This is a genomic window from Palleronia salina, assembly GCF_900141995.1.
Classification (GTDB): domain Bacteria; phylum Pseudomonadota; class Alphaproteobacteria; order Rhodobacterales; family Rhodobacteraceae; genus Palleronia; species Palleronia salina.
In genome coordinates this window covers 18,001-33,812 of record NZ_FQZA01000006.1, presented here as the reverse complement: position 1 = coordinate 33,812, position 15,812 = coordinate 18,001, and the positions used below count along the sequence as shown (strand labels likewise).

At 69.5% G+C, this 15,812-nt stretch carries 14 protein-coding genes; 7 read left to right on the top strand and 7 right to left on the bottom strand.

Translation table 11 applies throughout. The features are described 5' to 3' along the window. Nucleotides 1-54 precede the first annotated feature (54 nt). The 3 genes from argF to BUB76_RS10105 all read right to left on the bottom strand — a co-directional run bounded on the left by argF (nt 55) and on the right by BUB76_RS10105 (nt 3,232). Nucleotides 55-960: an ornithine carbamoyltransferase gene (gene argF / locus BUB76_RS10115; RefSeq protein WP_073128666.1), complete on the bottom strand. Its 906-nt coding sequence runs from the start codon at nt 958-960 to the stop codon at nt 55-57. 114 nt (nt 961-1,074) lie between these two features. Then, nucleotides 1,075-2,244, bottom strand: coding sequence for an aspartate aminotransferase family protein (locus BUB76_RS10110; RefSeq protein WP_073128665.1), 1,170 nt, complete (start codon nt 2,242-2,244; stop codon nt 1,075-1,077). A gap of 184 nt (nt 2,245-2,428) precedes the next feature. Next, nucleotides 2,429-3,232 (bottom strand): ABC transporter permease, encoded by an 804-nt coding sequence (locus tag BUB76_RS10105; RefSeq protein WP_073128664.1) that lies wholly within the window; start codon nt 3,230-3,232, stop codon nt 2,429-2,431. 130 nt (nt 3,233-3,362) lie between these two features. Here BUB76_RS10105 and BUB76_RS10100 point away from each other — a divergent pair, with 130 nt between their 5' ends. Continuing rightward, nucleotides 3,363-3,920, top strand: a complete 558-nt coding sequence (locus tag BUB76_RS10100) for a GcrA family cell cycle regulator (protein WP_073128663.1) — start codon at nt 3,363-3,365, stop codon at nt 3,918-3,920. A gap of 76 nt (nt 3,921-3,996) precedes the next feature. On the opposite strand, the gene gshB is transcribed toward BUB76_RS10100, so the two are convergent. The 3 genes from gshB to rsmI form a co-directional block, all read right to left on the bottom strand. Then, nucleotides 3,997-4,941: a glutathione synthase gene (gshB, locus tag BUB76_RS10095; RefSeq protein ID WP_073128813.1), complete on the bottom strand. Its 945-nt coding sequence runs from the start codon at nt 4,939-4,941 to the stop codon at nt 3,997-3,999. A 71-nt stretch (nt 4,942-5,012) separates the two neighbouring features. Continuing rightward, complete coding sequence (locus tag BUB76_RS10090; protein ID WP_073128662.1) at nt 5,013-5,363, bottom strand: YraN family protein; 351 nt, start codon at nt 5,361-5,363, stop codon at nt 5,013-5,015. Between the two features lie 5 nt (nt 5,364-5,368). Further along, the gene (rsmI, locus tag BUB76_RS10085) at nt 5,369-6,229 is read right to left on the bottom strand and encodes a 16S rRNA (cytidine(1402)-2'-O)-methyltransferase (RefSeq protein ID WP_073128661.1); all 861 of its coding nucleotides are present in this window, start codon (nt 6,227-6,229) and stop codon (nt 5,369-5,371) included. An 89-nt stretch (nt 6,230-6,318) separates the two neighbouring features. Here rsmI and BUB76_RS10080 point away from each other — a divergent pair, with 89 nt between their 5' ends. From BUB76_RS10080 to murJ, 5 genes are all read left to right on the top strand, one after another. Continuing rightward, nucleotides 6,319-7,506, top strand: a complete 1,188-nt coding sequence (locus BUB76_RS10080; RefSeq protein WP_073128660.1) for a penicillin-binding protein activator — start codon at nt 6,319-6,321, stop codon at nt 7,504-7,506. Next, entirely contained in the window at nt 7,490-10,282 is a 2,793-nt protein-coding gene (locus BUB76_RS10075) for a [protein-PII] uridylyltransferase (protein ID WP_073128659.1), read from the top strand. Before BUB76_RS10080 ends, BUB76_RS10075 begins: the two co-directional genes overlap by 17 nt. Nucleotides 10,283-10,389: 107 nt before the next feature. After that, nucleotides 10,390-10,599 carry a hypothetical protein gene (locus BUB76_RS10070; protein ID WP_073128658.1) on the top strand — a complete coding sequence of 70 codons (210 nt, stop codon included), beginning with the start codon at nt 10,390-10,392 and terminating at the stop codon, nt 10,597-10,599. Beyond that, the gene (locus BUB76_RS10065) at nt 10,596-12,071 is read left to right on the top strand and encodes a sodium:solute symporter family protein (RefSeq protein WP_073128657.1); all 1,476 of its coding nucleotides are present in this window, start codon (nt 10,596-10,598) and stop codon (nt 12,069-12,071) included. Before BUB76_RS10070 ends, BUB76_RS10065 begins: the two co-directional genes overlap by 4 nt. A gap of 76 nt (nt 12,072-12,147) precedes the next feature. Continuing rightward, entirely contained in the window at nt 12,148-13,692 is a 1,545-nt protein-coding gene (gene murJ, locus BUB76_RS10060; protein WP_073128656.1) for a murein biosynthesis integral membrane protein MurJ, read from the top strand. A 126-nt stretch (nt 13,693-13,818) separates the two neighbouring features. Here the strand turns inward: murJ and BUB76_RS10055 are convergent, their stop codons facing one another. Then, nucleotides 13,819-14,502, bottom strand: coding sequence for a rhomboid family intramembrane serine protease (locus tag BUB76_RS10055; RefSeq protein WP_073128655.1), 684 nt, complete (start codon nt 14,500-14,502; stop codon nt 13,819-13,821). Nucleotides 14,503-14,580: 78 nt separating this feature from the next. On the opposite strand from BUB76_RS10055, the gene trpS reads away from it, so the two are divergent. Beyond that, nucleotides 14,581-15,600: a tryptophan--tRNA ligase gene (trpS, locus tag BUB76_RS10050; protein WP_073128654.1), complete on the top strand. Its 1,020-nt coding sequence runs from the start codon at nt 14,581-14,583 to the stop codon at nt 15,598-15,600. Nucleotides 15,601-15,812: the final 212 nt, after the last annotated feature.

The following is a 15,812-nucleotide window of genomic DNA, read 5'->3' as shown; positions in this document are numbered from 1 at the left end:
GCCCCCGTGCGAGCGCCGCGCGGGGGCGTTTTGCTGTCGGCCCGTGCGAAGGGCCTAGACGCCCAGGCAGTGGCGCATGATGGCCTTCTGCGCGTGCAGGCGGTTCTCGGCCTCGTCGAAGATCACCGAGTGGGGGCCGTCCATGACCTCGGACGTGGCCTCGTCGTCACGGTGGGCCGGCAGGCAGTGCATGAACAGCGCGTCGGGCTTGGCCCTGGCCATCAGCGCGGCGTTCACCTGGTAGCCGCGCAGCTGGTTATGGCGCCGCTCGCGGGCCGATTGCGGGTCATGCATGGACACCCAGGTGTCGGTGACCACGAGGTCCGCGCCCTCGACCGCCTTGTGGGGGTCCCGCTCGGTCACGTACATCCCGTCCCACGCGCGTTCGGGGTCCAGCGGCTCGGGGCCGGTGAAGGTCAGGTCGAAATCGAACTGCCGCGCCGCGTGGGCGAAGCTGGCGAAGACGTTGTTGCCGTCGCCCGACCACACCACCTTGCGCCCGGCGATGGGGCCGCGATGTTCCTCGTAGGTCATCACGTCGGCCATGATCTGGCAGGGATGCGTGCGGTTGGTCAGCCCGTTGATGACCGGCACCGTGGCGTGTTCGGCCATTTCCAGCAGCGTCGCCTCCTCGAAGGTGCGGATCATGATGAGATCCACGTAGCGCGACATGACCCGGGCGGTGTCGGCGATGGTCTCGCCATGGCCCAGCTGCATGTCGGCCCCCGAAAGCACCATGGTCTGCCCGCCCATCTGCCGCACGCCCACGTCGAAGCTGACCCGGGTCCGCGTGGACGGCTTTTCGAAGATCAGCGCCACCATGCGGTTCTTCAGCGGCTGGTCGGCGTCGGGCTGCCCTTTCGGCTGGCCGTCGCGGCTTTGCTTCATGGCGCGGGCGTGGTCGACGATGGCCCGCAGGTCGGACTTGTCGGTTTTATGGATATCGAGGAAATGCGGCATCGGATCGCCCTTTGCTGGCGGGGGGCTGTGGGTTTTGCACCCGTGGTCCATCATGTTCGCACCCATGGCGCATAGAGGGACGCCCCCGCAGAGGTATTTATGGAAAGATGAAGATCACGGCGCGAGCGACGCCGCGGCGGCGTCGAGCCGGGCGAGCCCCTCGGTCAGGTCGTCGTCGGTGATGGTGAGCGGCGGCAGCAGGCGCACGACCTCGTCGGCGGCGGGCACCGTGAGGATGTGCTGCGCGTAGCCGGCCTTGACCAGCTCGACCGCCGGAACCTTGCATTTCAGGCCCAGCATCAGGCCCTGCCCCCGCACGTGTTCGAAGACGCCCGGATGCGCGGCGATGAGCCCCTCGAGCCCCTGGCGCAGGCGCGCGGCCTTGCGGTTCACGTCGTCGAGAAACCCGTCCGCGGTCATGACCTCCATCACCCGCGCGCCCACCGCGCAGGCCAGCGGGTTGCCGCCATAGGTCGAGCCATGGGTGCCCGCCGTCATGCCCGAGGCGGCGTCCTCGGTCGCGAGCACCGCGCCCAGCGGGAAGCCGCCGCCGATGCCCTTGGCGACCATCATTATATCCGGCGCGACGCCGGCCCATTCATGGGCGAAGAGCTTGCCCGTCCGGCCCATGCCGCACTGCACCTCGTCCGCGATCAGCAGGATGCCGTGGCGGTCGCAGGCCTCGCGCAGACCCTTGAGGCACTGGTCGGGCAGCGGGCGGATGCCGCCCTCGCCCTGCACCGGCTCGACCAGGACGGCGGCGATGCTGTCGTCGAGCGTCGCCTCGAGCGCGTCGTGGTCGCCCCACGCGAGATTGGTGAAACCGGGCAGCAGCGGGCCGAAGCCGCGCGTCATCTTTTCCGACCCGGCCGCGGCGATGCCCGCCGAGGACCGGCCGTGGAAGCTGCCGGTGAAGGTCACGATGGTGCTGCGCGGCGTGCCTTTGTCGAACCAGTACTTGCGCGCCATCTTCACGGCCAACTCGCAGGACTCGGTGCCGGAATTGGTGAAGAAGACCGTGTCGGCGAAGGTGTGGGCGACCAGCAGGTCGGCCAGCCGCTGCTGCTGCGGCACCTGGTAGAGGTTCGAGACGTGCCAGAGCCGCTGCGCCTGGTCGGTCAGCGCGGCGACGAGATCGGGGTTGGCGTGGCCCAGCGCGTTCACGGCGATGCCGGCGCCGAAATCCAGCACGCGCGCGCCGTCTTCGGTGGTGAGCCAGGCGTTCTCGCCCTTGGCGAAGGCGAAGGGGGCCCGATTGTAGGTGGGCAGGATAGACGGGATCATGGACGTGTCCTTGCGGGGCGCGAGGCCCGATTGGTGGCAAAGGGAGGATGGGCTGTCAATCGCGCGTGCGCGCGGGCCCGGCGGCTTGGGCCGGTGTCAGCGGGTGCGTCGTCGCAAGGAGAGGCGCGTCAGGTCCATGGGCGGGGCATAGCCCGGACGCGGCGCGCCTGTCCAGTGGCGGCGTTCAGGATTTCAGGCGATAGCCCTTCTGGAACCACCGCAGCGCCAGCAGGCACAGCGCCGCCGTGACGCCCGCGCAGACCGCGAGCCCCAGCCAGGGCGAGGAATCCGACACCCCCAGCGTACCGTAGCGCGCCCCGTCGATGAGGTAGAAGAACGGGTCGAAATGCGCCGCGGTGGTCAGCGCGGGCGGCAGGTCGTCGATGGAATAGAACGTGCCCGACAGGAAGCTGAGCGGCGTGATGATGAAGTTGGTGATGGCCGACATCTGGTCGAACTTGTTGGCCACGATCCCGCCCAGGATCCCGAGCGCGCCCATCATCAGCCCGCCCAGGAGCAGGAAGGTCAGGAACCACAGCGGATGGGCGAGCCCGGTGCCCAGCCCCACGATCATCACCGCGCCGATGACGAGACCCACCAGCGCGCCGCGGGCGAGACCGCCGGCGAGGTAGCCGAACAGAAGCTCCAGCGGCGAGAGGGGCGGCATCAGCGTGTCGACGATGTTGCCCTGGACCTTGGCGGCGAGGATCGAGGACGAGGTGTTGGCGAAGCTGTTCTGGATCACCGTCATCATCAGCAGCCCCGGCGCGATGAACATCACGTAATCCACGCCCATGATCTGGCCCCGCGCGGGGCCGATGGCGATGGCGAAGACCGCCAGCAGCAGGCCCGCGTTGATCAGCGGGCCCATGACCGTCTGGCTCCAGATCGCCATGAAGCGGCGGCATTCCCGCTCGGCCAGGGTGAACATGCCCGTCCGGTTCCAGCGCCCGAAGCGGCGCACGCCCATTTCGTCGATATTCGCCATGACCTGTCCCCTGCTGTCTCGGTGGCGCCGCTTGTAACCGGGCGCGCGGTGATTAGAATAGGGGCGTGCGAGAAATCTCAAGGCGGATGCGCGACCGGCGCCCGCCTTTGTTTTGCTTTGAAGGAAGCCCATGTCCTGGACCGACGAACGCGTTGAGACGCTCAAGAAGATGTGGACCGAAGGCCAGTCCGCCAGCCAGATCGCGAAAGAGCTGGGCGGGGTGACCCGCAACGCGGTGATCGGCAAGGTGCACCGGTTGGGGCTGTCGAACCGCGGCCCCGGCGCCGACAAGCCCGAGGCCGAGGCCGAGGCGGCGCCCGAACCCGCGGCCGCAACCGCCGCGCCCGAGCCGGCGGAGGCCGAGGAAGGGCCGTCGACCCAGTCGGCCAGCCCGCCGGCCACGAACCGACGCGCGATCATCCCCGCCGGTCAGCCGCTGCCGCCGCAACCCTCGGCCAACGAGATCTCGCCCGAGGCGCTGGCCTCGGTGCGCGAGGTCGAGAAGAACGCCAAGAAGATCAGCCTGATGGAGCTGACCGAGCGGACCTGCAAATGGCCCGTGGGCGATCCGGCGACGACGAATTTCTGGTTCTGCGGCCTGCCGGTCCAGTCAGGCAAGCCCTATTGCGAGGCGCATGTGGGCGTGGCGTTCCAGCCCATGTCGTCGCGGCGGGACCGCAAGCGTTAAGGCACCAGATACCTGGCAAAAAATAAGGCCCGGCAATAGGTTGCCGGGCCTTTTTCATGTCTTGCGCGAAGGTGGGCTAGCCGGCCTTGCGGCCCTCGATCGCTTCCCAGATCCGGGCGGTGACGTTGTCGCCGTTGAAGCGCTCCATCTCCTGCAGACCGGTGGGCGAGGTCAGGTTGATCTCGGTCAGGTAGGGGCCGATCACGTCGATGCCGACGAAAACCTGGCCCTTCTCGCGCAAAAGCGGGCCGATGGCGGCGCAGATCTCGCGGTCGCGGTCGGTGAGGTCGATCTTCTCGGGGCGGCCGCCCACATGCATGTTCGACCGGGTCTGCCCCTCGGCCGGGACGCGGTTGATGGCGCCCACGGGTTCGCCGTCGACGAGGATCACGCGCTTGTCGCCCGCCGAGACGTCGGGCAGGAATTGCTGCGCGATCAGCGGCTCGTTGTTCATGCCGCGAAAGAGCTCGTGCAGGGAGTCGAGGTTGCCGTCGTCGCGGCGCAGGCGGAACACGCCGGCCCCGCCATTGCCGTAGAGCGGCTTGACGATGATGTCGCCGTGGCGGGCCTTGAATTCGCGCAGGACCTCGAGATCCCAGGCGATGGTGGTCGACGGGATCAGCTCGGGGAATTGCAGCACCAGCAGCTTCTCGGGCCAGTTGCGCACCCAGCTGGGGTCGTTCACCACCAGCGTGCTGTCGGGCAGCAGGTCGAGGATGTGGGTCGAGGTGATATAGCCCATGTCGAAGGGCGGGTCCTGCCGCAGCCAGACCACGTCCATCTCGGAGAGGTCCTGGTCCCGCATCTCGCCCAGGGAGAAATGATCGCCCCGCGCGCGCCGGACGGTCAGGTCGGCGCCGCGCGCGATCACGCGGCCGTCGCGCCAGCTGAGCTTGTCGGGCGTGTAGTAGAACAGGCTGTGGCCGCGGGCCTGCGCCTCTTCCGCGATGCGGAACGTGCTGTCGGCGTCGATGTTGATGGGCGCGATGGGATCCATCTGGATGGCAACGCGAAGCGGCATGATGGCGGTCTCCTGCATGGGTCCGCCGATACATGGCGCAGGGCACCGCCCGCGGCAATGGTCCCCGGCGGTTACATGAAGGCGTTTTCGAGGATCTGGACGCGCCCCTGCCCGTCCACCAGCGCCACGTCGAACCGGGTATCGGTCAGGCCGCCCCGCGGCTCGCCGCCGAGAAACTCGGCCGCCGCAGTCAGCAGACGGTCGATTTGGCGGCGGGAGACGCGATGCGCGGCACGGGCCAGGTCGCGGGCGCGCTTCACCTCGACGAAGACGACCGAGTCGCCGTCTCGGCAGACCAGGTCGATCTCACCGCCCTGCCCGCGCCAGCGACGGCTGGCGATGCTGAGGCCCGCATCCTCGTAGTGGCGGGCCACCTGGCCTTCGGCCGCCATTCCCGCCGCGTGACTTGTCGCGCCGTCCATGGGCGTCACTCCTCGTTCGAAAGCCGCAGCGCCAGCTGGTAGGCGTCGCGCTTTTTCAGGGCGAAGGCCTCGGCCACGGTGTTGGCCGCCTCCTTCACCCGCATGGTTTCCAGCGCGCGGCGCATGGCGTCTTCCACGTCCTCCGCATCCGCGGTGTCGCGCGCCCGGTCGATGACGACCACCACTTCGCCGCGCAGTGGATCGTCCTCGCAGCCGGCGATGAGGTCGGACAGCCGCCCGCGCCGCACCTCTTCGAATTTCTTGGTCAGTTCCCGGCAGATCGCCGCGTCCCGATCCCCCAAGATTGCGACACAATGATTAAGCATCGGTAAAGACCGCTTGGCCGTCTCGAAGAACACCAGCGTCGCGGGCACACCGGCCAGGTCGCGCAGGGCGGTGTCGCGCGCGCCCTGCGCGGGCGGCAGGAAGCCGGCGAAAAGGAACCGGTCGGTGGGCAGTCCGGCGAGGCTGAGCGCGACCAGCGGCGCCGAGGGGCCCGGGACGGCGGTCACCTTGTGGCCCGCCTCGGTCGCCGCGCGCGCCAGGTCGAAACCGGGATCGGCCACCATGGGCGTGCCCGCGTCCGAAGCGAAGGCCACCGACCGCCCCTCGGCCAGCGCCTCGAGCACCTTGGGCCGCACCCGCGCGCCGTTGTGATCGTGATAGGACCAGAGCGGCCGTCCGGCGAGGGGAATGCCGTGGATTTCCATGAGCTTGCGCAGGGTGCGCGTGTCCTCGGCCAAGAGCATGTCCGCCGCGCGCAGGGTGTCGAGCGCGCGCAGCGTGATGTCGCGCGCCGTGCCGATCGGGGTCGCGACCAGGTGTAGGCCGGGCTCGGGCGGCGGGCCCGGAGGCAGGCCGCTCATTGCCGATCCTTCGATTTACACCCCGAGCCCGCTCGCATAACGTGAGCCATATCCTGTCGCTTCCTCGAAAAATCCAAGGGGTCCCTAACATGCTTGCACCGCTCGGCGCCATGCTGAAGCCCGTGGGCCGCGGCGCGCTGGTCTGCGCCGCCGCCGTCCTTCTCGCCGCCTGCGAACCGGTCGCCATCGGCGCGGGCGGGGGCAGCTCGGGGCCGCGCGTGGACACGTCGCAACCGGTGCGCGTGGCGCTTCTGGTGCCCAAGGGCGCGGGCGGCGGCGGCGGCGTCGTGGGCCGGTCGCTGGAGAACGCCGCACGGCTGGCCGTGGCCGACGTCCAGGGCGCGCAGATCGACCTGGAGGTCTATGACACCCAGGGCACCGCGGCGGGTGCCACCGCCGCCGCCAACGCGGCGATCGCCACGGGCGCGCAGATCATCCTCGGGCCCCTTTATACCCAGTCGACCAGCGCCATGGTGCCGGTGGTCGCGGACCGCAACATCAACGTGCTGTCCTTCTCGAACAACACCGCCGTGGCGGGCGGCAACATCTTCATCCTCGGCCAGACCTTCGACAGCGTGGCCAACCGGCTGGTGAGCTACGCCCGCCGTCAGGGCCGGTCGAGCCTCGCGGTGGTGCACGCCGCCGACACCGCCGGCCAGGCCGGGCGCGACGCCATCGTCTCGGCCGCCCAGCGCGGCGGGATGAGCGTCGCCACCGTGCAATCCTATCCGCTGAGCCAGGACGGCATCACCCAGGCCGGCCCCCGCATCGCCACCGCGATCGAGCAGACGGGCGCCGACACCGTGTTCCTGACCGCCAACGTGGACAGCGACCTGCCGCTGGTCGTCACGGCCCTGCCGGAAAACGGCGTGAACCCGGCCGAGACGCGGTATCTCGGTCTCACCCGCTGGAACGCGGCGCCCCAGGCGCTGTCGCTGCCGGGCCTGCAGGGCGGCCTGTTCACCCTGCCCGACCGGTCGGTGCAGGCGCAGTTCGAATCGCGCTACCAGGCGGCCTATGGTTCGGCGCCGCATCCGCTGGCCGGCCTGGGCTATGACGCCGTGCAGGCCGTGGGCGCGCTGCTGGCGCAGGGCCGGTCCGACGCGCTGAGCGCAAGCGCGCTGACCCAGGGCTCGGGCTTCTCGGGGGCCAGCGGCGTCTTCCGGCTGCTGCCCAACGGCACCAACCAGCGGGCGCTGGCCGTCGCACAAGTACAAAACAACCAGGTCGTGATTCTTGACCCCGCACCCAAACGCTTCGGTGGCTCCGGCTTCTGAGCCGGACGGTCCCGACGACACCCATCGCGACCCCGATGGCCTGATCTGTCCGGCCGGCGAGATTTTCGACCGGCCGGCCGAATTGGGCGCGCTGACTGCCGCGCTCGAGGGCGTGACCGACGCCGCGCAGATCCGGCGCATCGCGGTCGATCGGCTGAAGGACGCGCAAGCGCGCGGCCGCGACGCCATAGCGGACGCCTTCGCCAAGCAGCCGGGCGCCGCGCGGGAATGCGTGTCGGCCTATTCCCACCTGACCGACTGCCTGGTGCGCACCACCTTCCAGCTGGTCACGACGTGTCTGCACCCCTGCCCCAACCCCACCGAGGGCCAGCGGCTGGCCGTCTTCGCGGTGGGCGGATACGGGCGGGCCGAGATGTGCCCGCACTCGGACGTGGACCTGCTGTTCCTCAGCCCCTGGAAGCTGAGCGGCTGGGCCGAGAGCGTCATCGAATCGATGCTGTACATCCTGTGGGACCTGCGGCTGAAGGTGGGCCACGCCTCGCGCACGGTCGAGGAATGCATCCGCCTGGGCCGGGGCGACTACACCATCCGCACCGCGCTTCTCGAGCATCGGTTCCTGACCGGACACCACGCGCTGGCCGACCGGTTGCAGGAGGCGCTGTGGACCGACCTCTTCGAGGGCACGGGCAGCGACTACGTGGCCGCCAAGCTGGAGGAACGGGCCGAGCGGCACCGCCGCCAGGGCGGCCAGCGCTACATGGTCGAGCCCAACGTGAAAGAGGGCAAGGGCGGACTGCGGGACCTGCAGACCCTGTTCTGGATCGCGAAATACGTGAACCACGTGCAGGACGCCGCGGACCTGGTGGAAAAGGGCACCTTCACCGCCGAGGAGTTCGACGGCTTCGTCCGGGCCGAGACGTTCCTGCTGGCCGTGCGCTGCCACCTGCACCTGATCACCGGGCGCGCCATGGACCAGCTGACCTTCGATTTGCAGGTCGAGGTCGCCGAGCGCATGGGCTTCACCGACAAGGCCGGGCGCCGCGCGGTCGAACATTTCATGCAGGCCTATTTCCGCCACGCCACCCGCGTGGGCGAGCTGACGCGCATCCTGCTCACCGCGCTCGAGGCCGATTTCAAGAAGGCCCCGCCCAGCCTCGTCGGCTTCTTCCGCCGCCGCCGCCGGGTGAAGCCGGGCTTCGCGCTGAAGCAGAACCGCCTGACCTTCGCCGGATCCGACCCGTTCGCGGAAGACCCCAAGCAGATCCTGCGCATCTTTGACGAGGCGCTGCGCACCGGATACCTTCTGCATCCCGACGCCATGCGGCTGATCGCGGCCAACCTCGACATCATCGACGACGAGATGCGCCGCGACCCCGAAGCGGTGCGCATCTTCCTGGACCTGCTGCTGAAGCACGCCAATCCCGACCGGGCGCTTCGGCGGATGAACGAGCTGGGCGTGCTGGGCGCCTTCATCCCCGAGTTCGAGCCCATCGTGGCGATGATGCAGTTCAACATGTACCACCACTACACGGTGGACGAGCACACCATCCAATGCGTGCGGCACCTGAACGAGATCGAGGAGCACAAGCTGGTGGACGAGCTGCCGGTCGCCACCTCGATCATCGAGGAAGGCTATGCCCGCAAGGTGCTGTACGTGGCGCTGCTGCTGCATGATATCGGCAAGGGCCGGCCCGAGGATCATTCGGTCCTTGGCGCGCGCATCGCCCGCAAGGTCGCGCCGCGGCTGGGGCTGAGCCGCGCCGACGTGGACACCGTCGAATGGCTGGTGCGCTATCACCTGCTGATGAGCGACATGGCCCAGAAGCGCGACCTGTCGGACCCGCGCACGGTGCGCGATTTCGCCAAGGCCGTCCGCACCAAGAAACGGCTGGACCTGCTGCTGCTGCTGACGGTGTGCGACATCCGCGGCGTCGGCCCGGGCACCTGGAACAACTGGAAGGCGCAGCTGCTGCGCAACCTCTACCGCGAGACGGCGAACGCGCTTGAGAACGGGCTGGAGGCGCTGAACCGCGAGAACCGCGGGAACGAGGCCAAGGCCGCCCTGCGCGAGGCCCTGTCGGACTGGGACAAGAAGGACATTCGCGCCGAGACCCAGCGCCATTACCCGCCCTACTGGCAAGGGCTGGGCGTGCTGGCCCACACCGCCTTCGCGCGGATGCTGCGCGACATCGCCCCGGACCAGATCAAGATCGACATCACCGACGACGAGGATCGCGACGCCACCCGCATCTGTTTCGCCATGGCCGACCATCCCGGCATCTTCTCGCGCCTCGCCGGCGCGCTGGCGCTGGTGGGCGCGAACGTGGTGGACGCGCGCACCTATACCTCGCGCGACGGGTTCGCCACGGCGGTGTTCTGGGTGCAGGACCACGAGGGGTCGCCCTACGAGGCCGCGCGCATCACGCGGCTGAAATCGACCATCGACAAGACGCTGAAAGGCGAGGTCATCGCCCGCAAGGGCCTGGACGACCGCGACAAGATCAAGAAGCGCGAGCGCGATTTCCGCGTGCCCACCAACATCGCCTTCGACAACGAGGGGTCCGAGATCTACACGATCATCGAGGTCGATACCCGCGACCGCCCGGGCCTGCTGCACGATCTGACGCGGGTGCTGGCCGGCGCCAACATCTCGATCGCCTCGGCCGTGATCGCGACCTACGGCGCGCAGGTGGTCGATACCTTCTACGTGAAGGACATGTTCGGGCTGAAGATCTACTCGGACTCGAAGCAGCGCGCACTGGAGTCCAAGCTGCGCGAGGCCATCGAGAACGGGTCGAAACGCGCGCGGTCTTGACCGGGGGCCCGGTGCCGCCGCATCCCGGCAGGGGCAGGCCGGCGCTTGAGACTCGCGCGGCCGCTGGCTAGGCATCTTGCGACGCAACCATCGACAGGAACCGGACAATGTCGGATCCCAGTGACGGAAACCGGGGCGCGGGGCGGCTTTGGCTGGCCGCCGTCGCCGTGACGATCCTCGCGGGCGTAGTGGTGCCCTACGCCATCCTCGGGCCCGCCGGATCGACCCGGGCGGTGCCGGTCTTCTGGACGCTGTTCGGCCTGGTCGTGATCGGCCTGATCGTCGCGGGCGTCGCGCGGTGGAGGGATGAGCCATGATCGCCACGGGGTATGTCTGGGCGGTCATCGTCCTCTTCGCGGTCGCCGGGTGCGCCATCGCCCTGCGCGCCGCGCGGGCCAATAGCGGCACCGCGGGCGATTACTATATCGGCGGGCGCAGCTTCGGGGGCGTGGTCGCCGGGCTGTCCTATGCCGCGACCACCTACTCGGCCTTCATGCTGGTGGTGCTAACCGGTCTGACCTATCGCGGCGGGATCGGCGCGCTGGGGTTCGAGCTGATCTACTTCGCGGGGCTGGCGCTGCTGGTCGTCTTCGCGCCGCGCTTCTGGCTGGTGGGGCGCCGATGGGGCTTCATCTCGCCCGCCGAGATGGTCGGCGCGCGCTACGGCTCGCGCGGGGTGGCGCGGCTTATGGCGGCGGTCAGCCTGCTGTTCCTCCTGCCCTACGGCACAACGCAGATGGCGGGGATCGGGCTGCTGCTGTCGGGCGTGACCGGCGGCGATATCAGCCTGTTCCAGGCGGTGGTGATCGGGTCGGGCCTGGCCATGTTCTGGGCGCTGATGGCGGGCCTGCGCTCGGTCGCCTGGACCGACGCGGCGCTGTCGCTGGTGATGCTGGGCTCGGGCGTGCTGGCCGTGGGATTCGCGGTCTCGGCCCTGGGCGGGCCCGCGGGCCTCTGGTCCGACCTGCGGGCCGAGAACGGCGCGCATCTGAGCGTTCCCGGCCCGGGGTTGTGGAGCCTGCCGACTTTCCTCGCCCTCGCCTTCCCGTGGTTCTTCTTCGCCCTGTCGAACCCGCAGGTGAGCCAGCGGCTGTTCATCCTGCGCGACTTCCGCGCCATGCGGCTGATGATCCTGTGGGTGCTGGGCTTCGGCTTCGTCTTCACGCTGATCGCCGTGATCTGGGGTTTCGCCGCGTTGCGGCTGGTGCCGGGGCTCGACAACACGTCGCTGGCCACGCCCGCGCTGCTGACCTCGGGGGTGATCCCGGTGCCCATCGCCCTGCTCCTGATCCTTGGGATCCTGTCGGCGGCGGTCTCGACGCTGGATTCCATCGCGCTGACCGTGGGGGCGATGGTGGCACGCGATTTCCTCTCGGGTGGCGGGGACGGCAACGACCGGCGCCAGATCCTCGCGGGACGGGCGGTGATCGTGGCGGTGATCCTGTTCGCGGGGTATTTCGCGTTGCAGCAGGCCCAGATCGTCGACCAGCTGGCGGCCCTGTCGGCGGCCGGTCTGCTGGTGACGGTGCCGCCCATCGTGGGCGCGTTCTTCTGGGCGCGCGGCACGGCGGCGGGCGCCATGGCCGGGATCGCCGGGGGCGCGGCGCTGGCCATCTGGCTGGCCATCTTCCTGGGGGTGAGCGTGTTCGACCCGGTGCTGCCGTTCTCGGTCGCGGCGGTCAGCACGGGCCTGTTCGTCGGGGTCAGCCTGCTGACCCGGCCCCGGCCCGGCGCGCTGGATTTCCGGGCCGAGATCGCGCCCGAGCTGCGGCGCCACCGCGCGTTCTGAGCGGGCCGCGGCGCGCGCCCTGCCCGCGCCGCGCATCCCGCTTGCGCCGGCCCGCAAAGCCCGCCAAGGAAGGGATATGAGTGCCAAGGGGCCGCCACGGCTGATACGGAGTTTCCTGACGGTGGGCGGCTGGACCTTCGCCAGCCGCATCATGGGGTTCGTCCGCGACGTGATGATCGCGGCCTTCCTGGGCGCCGGGCCGGTGGCCGAGGCGTTCCTGGTGGCCTTTTCGCTTCCCAACATGTTCCGCCGCTTCTTCGCCGAGGGCGCGATGAACATGGCGTTCGTGCCGATGTTCGCCAAGCGGGTCGAGGCGGGCGACGGCGCGCGCGACTTCGCCCGCGATGCGTTCACGGCGCTGGCGACGATCCTGATCGTCCTCACCCTGATCGCGCAGGTCGCCATGCCGGCTCTGGTTTTCCTCATGGCGTCGGGCTTCGTCGCGGACGAGCGGTTCGAGCTTGCGGTCCTCTTCGGGCGGATCTGCTTTCCCTACATCCTGCTGATCTCGCTCGCGGCGCTGCTGTCGGGGGTGCTGAACTCGCTGGAACGGTTCAGCGCGGCGGCGGCGGCGCCGGTCCTGCTGAACGTGGCGCTGGTCGGGGCGCTGTGGCTGGGAGACCGGATGGGCTGGCCACCGGGCCTGACGCTGGCCTGGACGGTGCCGCTGGGCGGTGTGGCGCAGCTTGCGCTGGTCTGGATCGCGGCAAAGCGCGCGGGCTTCGCCATGGTGCCGCGCCGCCCCCGCCTGACGCCCGAGCTGCGGCGGCTGGCGGTCATCGCCGCCCCCGCGGCGCTGGCGGGCGGTGTGCTGCAGGTGAACCTGCTGGTGGGCCGCCAGGTGGCGAGTTTCTTCGACGGGGCGATCGCCTGGCTCAGCTACGCGGACCGGCTGTACCAACTGCCGCTGGGCGTGGTCGGCATCGCCATCGGCGTGGTGCTGCTGCCCGAGCTGTCGCGCCGCCTGCGCGCCGAGGACGGGCCCGGCGGGCGCGACGCGCTGAGCCGCGCGGCCGAGTTTGCTTTGATGCTGACGGTGCCCGCCACGATGGCCTTCCTCGTGGTGCCGGGCCCCCTGGTCGAGGTGCTGTTCCAGCGCGGTGCCTTCGATGCCGCCGACGCGCGCGCCACGGCGCTGGCGGTCGCGGTCTACGGCCTCGGGCTGCCGGCCTTCGTGCTGCAGAAGGTTTGGCAACCGCTCTACTACGCGCGCGAGGACACGCGCACGCCGCTGCGCTATGCCATCGTGTCGCTGGGCGTGAACGCGGCGGTGGCCATCGGGCTGGCGCCCGTGGTTGGCTTCATCGCGGCGGCCATCGGCACCACGGTGGCGGGCTGGGCCATGGCGTTCCTGCTGATCCGGGGCGCGCGCGGCATGGGCGACGCGGCCCGCCCCGACGACCGGTTCCTGCGCCGCCTGCCCCGCATCGCGCTGGCCTCGGCGCTCATGGGGGTGTGCCTGTGGCTGTCGCTCTGGCCGCTGGCGCCGGTTCTGGACGGCCCCTACGCCGCCGCCGGGGTCGCCGCGCTGGTGGCGATCGGCGCGGTCAGCTATTTCGGCATCGGTCACCTGATCGGCGCGCTGTCGCTGGGCCAGATCCGCCGGTCGCTGCGCCGCTGACGCGCGGCACGGGCCCCAACCGGACCGACATGAGTATTTCCGGACCAGTGATGGGGGGCGCCGCGCCCTGCTGCATCACTGGTCTTCAAATACTCATGTCGCGCCCCTCGCAAAGAGGCGCGGGGGCTATCTCCGGCGCAGCCGGTCCAGCACGCGACCCACGCCGCCGGGCGAGACGACGAAGGACAGCGCGAAGCCCGCGAAGAAGCCCGCGAGATCGGCCACCCATTCCGGCCCGCCGCCGAAGAACAGCCCGAAGGCCAGCTGGATTCCCATGAGGAACGCGATCAGGGTGAAGGCCCGCATGCGCTGCTCGCCCATGGCGCCGAGACCGGTCCAGAGGATGAAGGTATAGGCGCCGATCAGCCCGTAGACCGCCGGGTAGCCGCCCACCAGCGCGATCTGCGGATCGAGCAGCGTGCCATATACCAAGGCGCCGGCCACCGACGACACCGCCAGCGTGGCGACCACCGCCCATTGCGAGAACGCCTCGCCCACCATCTTGCCCAGCGCCAGCAGGAACACGACCACGAACAGCATGTGCACGAAGCCCAGGTGGACGAAGGAATAGCTGAGAAGCCGCAGCAGCGCGCGCGGCGGGAACTGGCCCGTCTCGACCATCCGGTCCCACAGCTGCGGCGGGAAGGCGAAGGCGTTCAGCGCCTCGAGCCGCCAGCCCACGGCCCCCGCGCCGCCGAAACCGCGCGCGCCCGCCTGGAAGGCCAGCTCGATCCCCACCAGAGCGAGGGTCAGGATCACCACCACCGGCGGCAGGGTGTTGAACGGGTTCTGGTTCGTGTCGTCGTGCATCGCTCGGCGTTTCCTTGACGGGTTCCGGCCCCATGGGTAAGCGAGGCCGCACCGATTATCCAGCAAGGCCCTCGCCCCATGTCCGATACGCGTTTCACCCCCCGTGTCTTTTCCGGCATCCAGCCCTCGGGCGGGCTGACGCTGGGCAATTACCTGGGCGCCATCCGCCGCTTCGTCGACATGCAGGAAGCGGGCTCGCACGAGACGATCTACTGCATGGTGGACATGCACGCGATCACCGTGTGGCAGGACCCCGCGGACCTGGCGCGCAACACGCGCGAGCTGGCCGCGGGATTCATCGCCAGCGGGATCGACCCCGAGCGCTCGATCCTCATCAACCAGAGCCAGGTGCCCGAGCACGCGCAGCTGGGCTGGATCTTCAACTGCGTGGCGCGCATGGGCTGGATGGGCCGCATGACCCAGTGGAAGGACAAGGCCGGCAAGAACGCCGAGAACGCGTCTCTGGGCCTGTTCGCCTATCCCGCGCTCATGGCCGCCGACATCCTGATCTACCACGCCACCCACGTGCCCGTGGGCGAGGACCAGAAGCAGCACCTGGAGCTGACGCGCGACATCGCGGCCAAGTTCAACCACGATTACGGCGTCGACTTCTTCCCCCTGACCGAGCCCGTGATCGAGGGCGCGGCCACCCGCGTCATGTCGCTGCGCGACGGCACCAAGAAGATGTCGAAGAGCGATCCGTCCGACGCCAGCCGCATCAACCTGACCGACGATGCCGACACCATCGCCAAGAAGATCCGCAAGGCCAAGACCGACCCCGAGCCGCTGCCCGAGGACTATGCCGGCCTGGCCGAGCGGCCCGAGGCGCGCAACCTGGTGAACATCTGCGCGGCCCTGTCGGACCGCAACGTGGACGAGGTCATGGCGGAATATGGGGGCGCGCAGTTCGGCACCTTCAAGCCCGCACTGGCCGATCTCGCGGTCGCCAAGCTGGCGCCCATCACCGACGAGATGGCGCGCCTGATGCAGGACCAGGCCGAGATCGACCGGATCCTCGCCCGCGGGGCCGAGCGTGCCCGCGCCATCGCCGCGCCGATCCTGGACGAGACCTACCGAATCGTCGGCATGGTGCGCTGAGCGGGCGTCGCGATTTGGAGAGGCGGCGCCGGCAGGGGCAGCGTTCCGGCTTGACGCGATGCCCCAGACGTCCGAGTTTCCCGTTTCTATCAAGCTGGGATCTTGCGGGCGGCGCCGCATGGAGCGCCGGCCGTCCGCGCGCCATCATTGAAATCCGCGCGTCCGACCCATCTACTAGTCCAGCTTGTGGAGAAGGATGAAATCAATTGGGT

Excerpts from the sequence above, each read along its gene's own strand:
- rsmI (WP_073128661.1), bottom strand. The coding sequence starts at position 6,229 with ATGAGCGGCCTGCCTCCGGGCCCGCCGCCCGAGCCCGGCCTACACCTG.
- BUB76_RS10110 (WP_073128665.1), bottom strand. The coding sequence starts at position 2,244 with ATGATCCCGTCTATCCTGCCCACCTACAATCGGGCCCCCTTCGCCTTC.
- BUB76_RS10090 (WP_073128662.1), bottom strand. The coding sequence starts at position 5,363 with ATGGACGGCGCGACAAGTCACGCGGCGGGAATGGCGGCCGAAGGCCAG.
- murJ (WP_073128656.1), top strand. The coding sequence starts at position 12,148 with ATGAGTGCCAAGGGGCCGCCACGGCTGATACGGAGTTTCCTGACGGTG.
- BUB76_RS10080 (WP_073128660.1), top strand. The coding sequence starts at position 6,319 with ATGCTTGCACCGCTCGGCGCCATGCTGAAGCCCGTGGGCCGCGGCGCG.
- gshB (WP_073128813.1), bottom strand. The coding sequence starts at position 4,941 with ATGCCGCTTCGCGTTGCCATCCAGATGGATCCCATCGCGCCCATCAAC.
- argF (WP_073128666.1), bottom strand. The coding sequence starts at position 960 with ATGCCGCATTTCCTCGATATCCATAAAACCGACAAGTCCGACCTGCGG.
- BUB76_RS10055 (WP_073128655.1), bottom strand. The coding sequence starts at position 14,502 with ATGCACGACGACACGAACCAGAACCCGTTCAACACCCTGCCGCCGGTG.
- BUB76_RS10105 (WP_073128664.1), bottom strand. The coding sequence starts at position 3,232 with ATGGCGAATATCGACGAAATGGGCGTGCGCCGCTTCGGGCGCTGGAAC.
- BUB76_RS10100 (WP_073128663.1), top strand. The coding sequence starts at position 3,363 with ATGTCCTGGACCGACGAACGCGTTGAGACGCTCAAGAAGATGTGGACC.
- BUB76_RS10065 (WP_073128657.1), top strand. The coding sequence starts at position 10,596 with ATGATCGCCACGGGGTATGTCTGGGCGGTCATCGTCCTCTTCGCGGTC.
- trpS (WP_073128654.1), top strand. The coding sequence starts at position 14,581 with ATGTCCGATACGCGTTTCACCCCCCGTGTCTTTTCCGGCATCCAGCCC.
- BUB76_RS10070 (WP_073128658.1), top strand. The coding sequence starts at position 10,390 with ATGTCGGATCCCAGTGACGGAAACCGGGGCGCGGGGCGGCTTTGGCTG.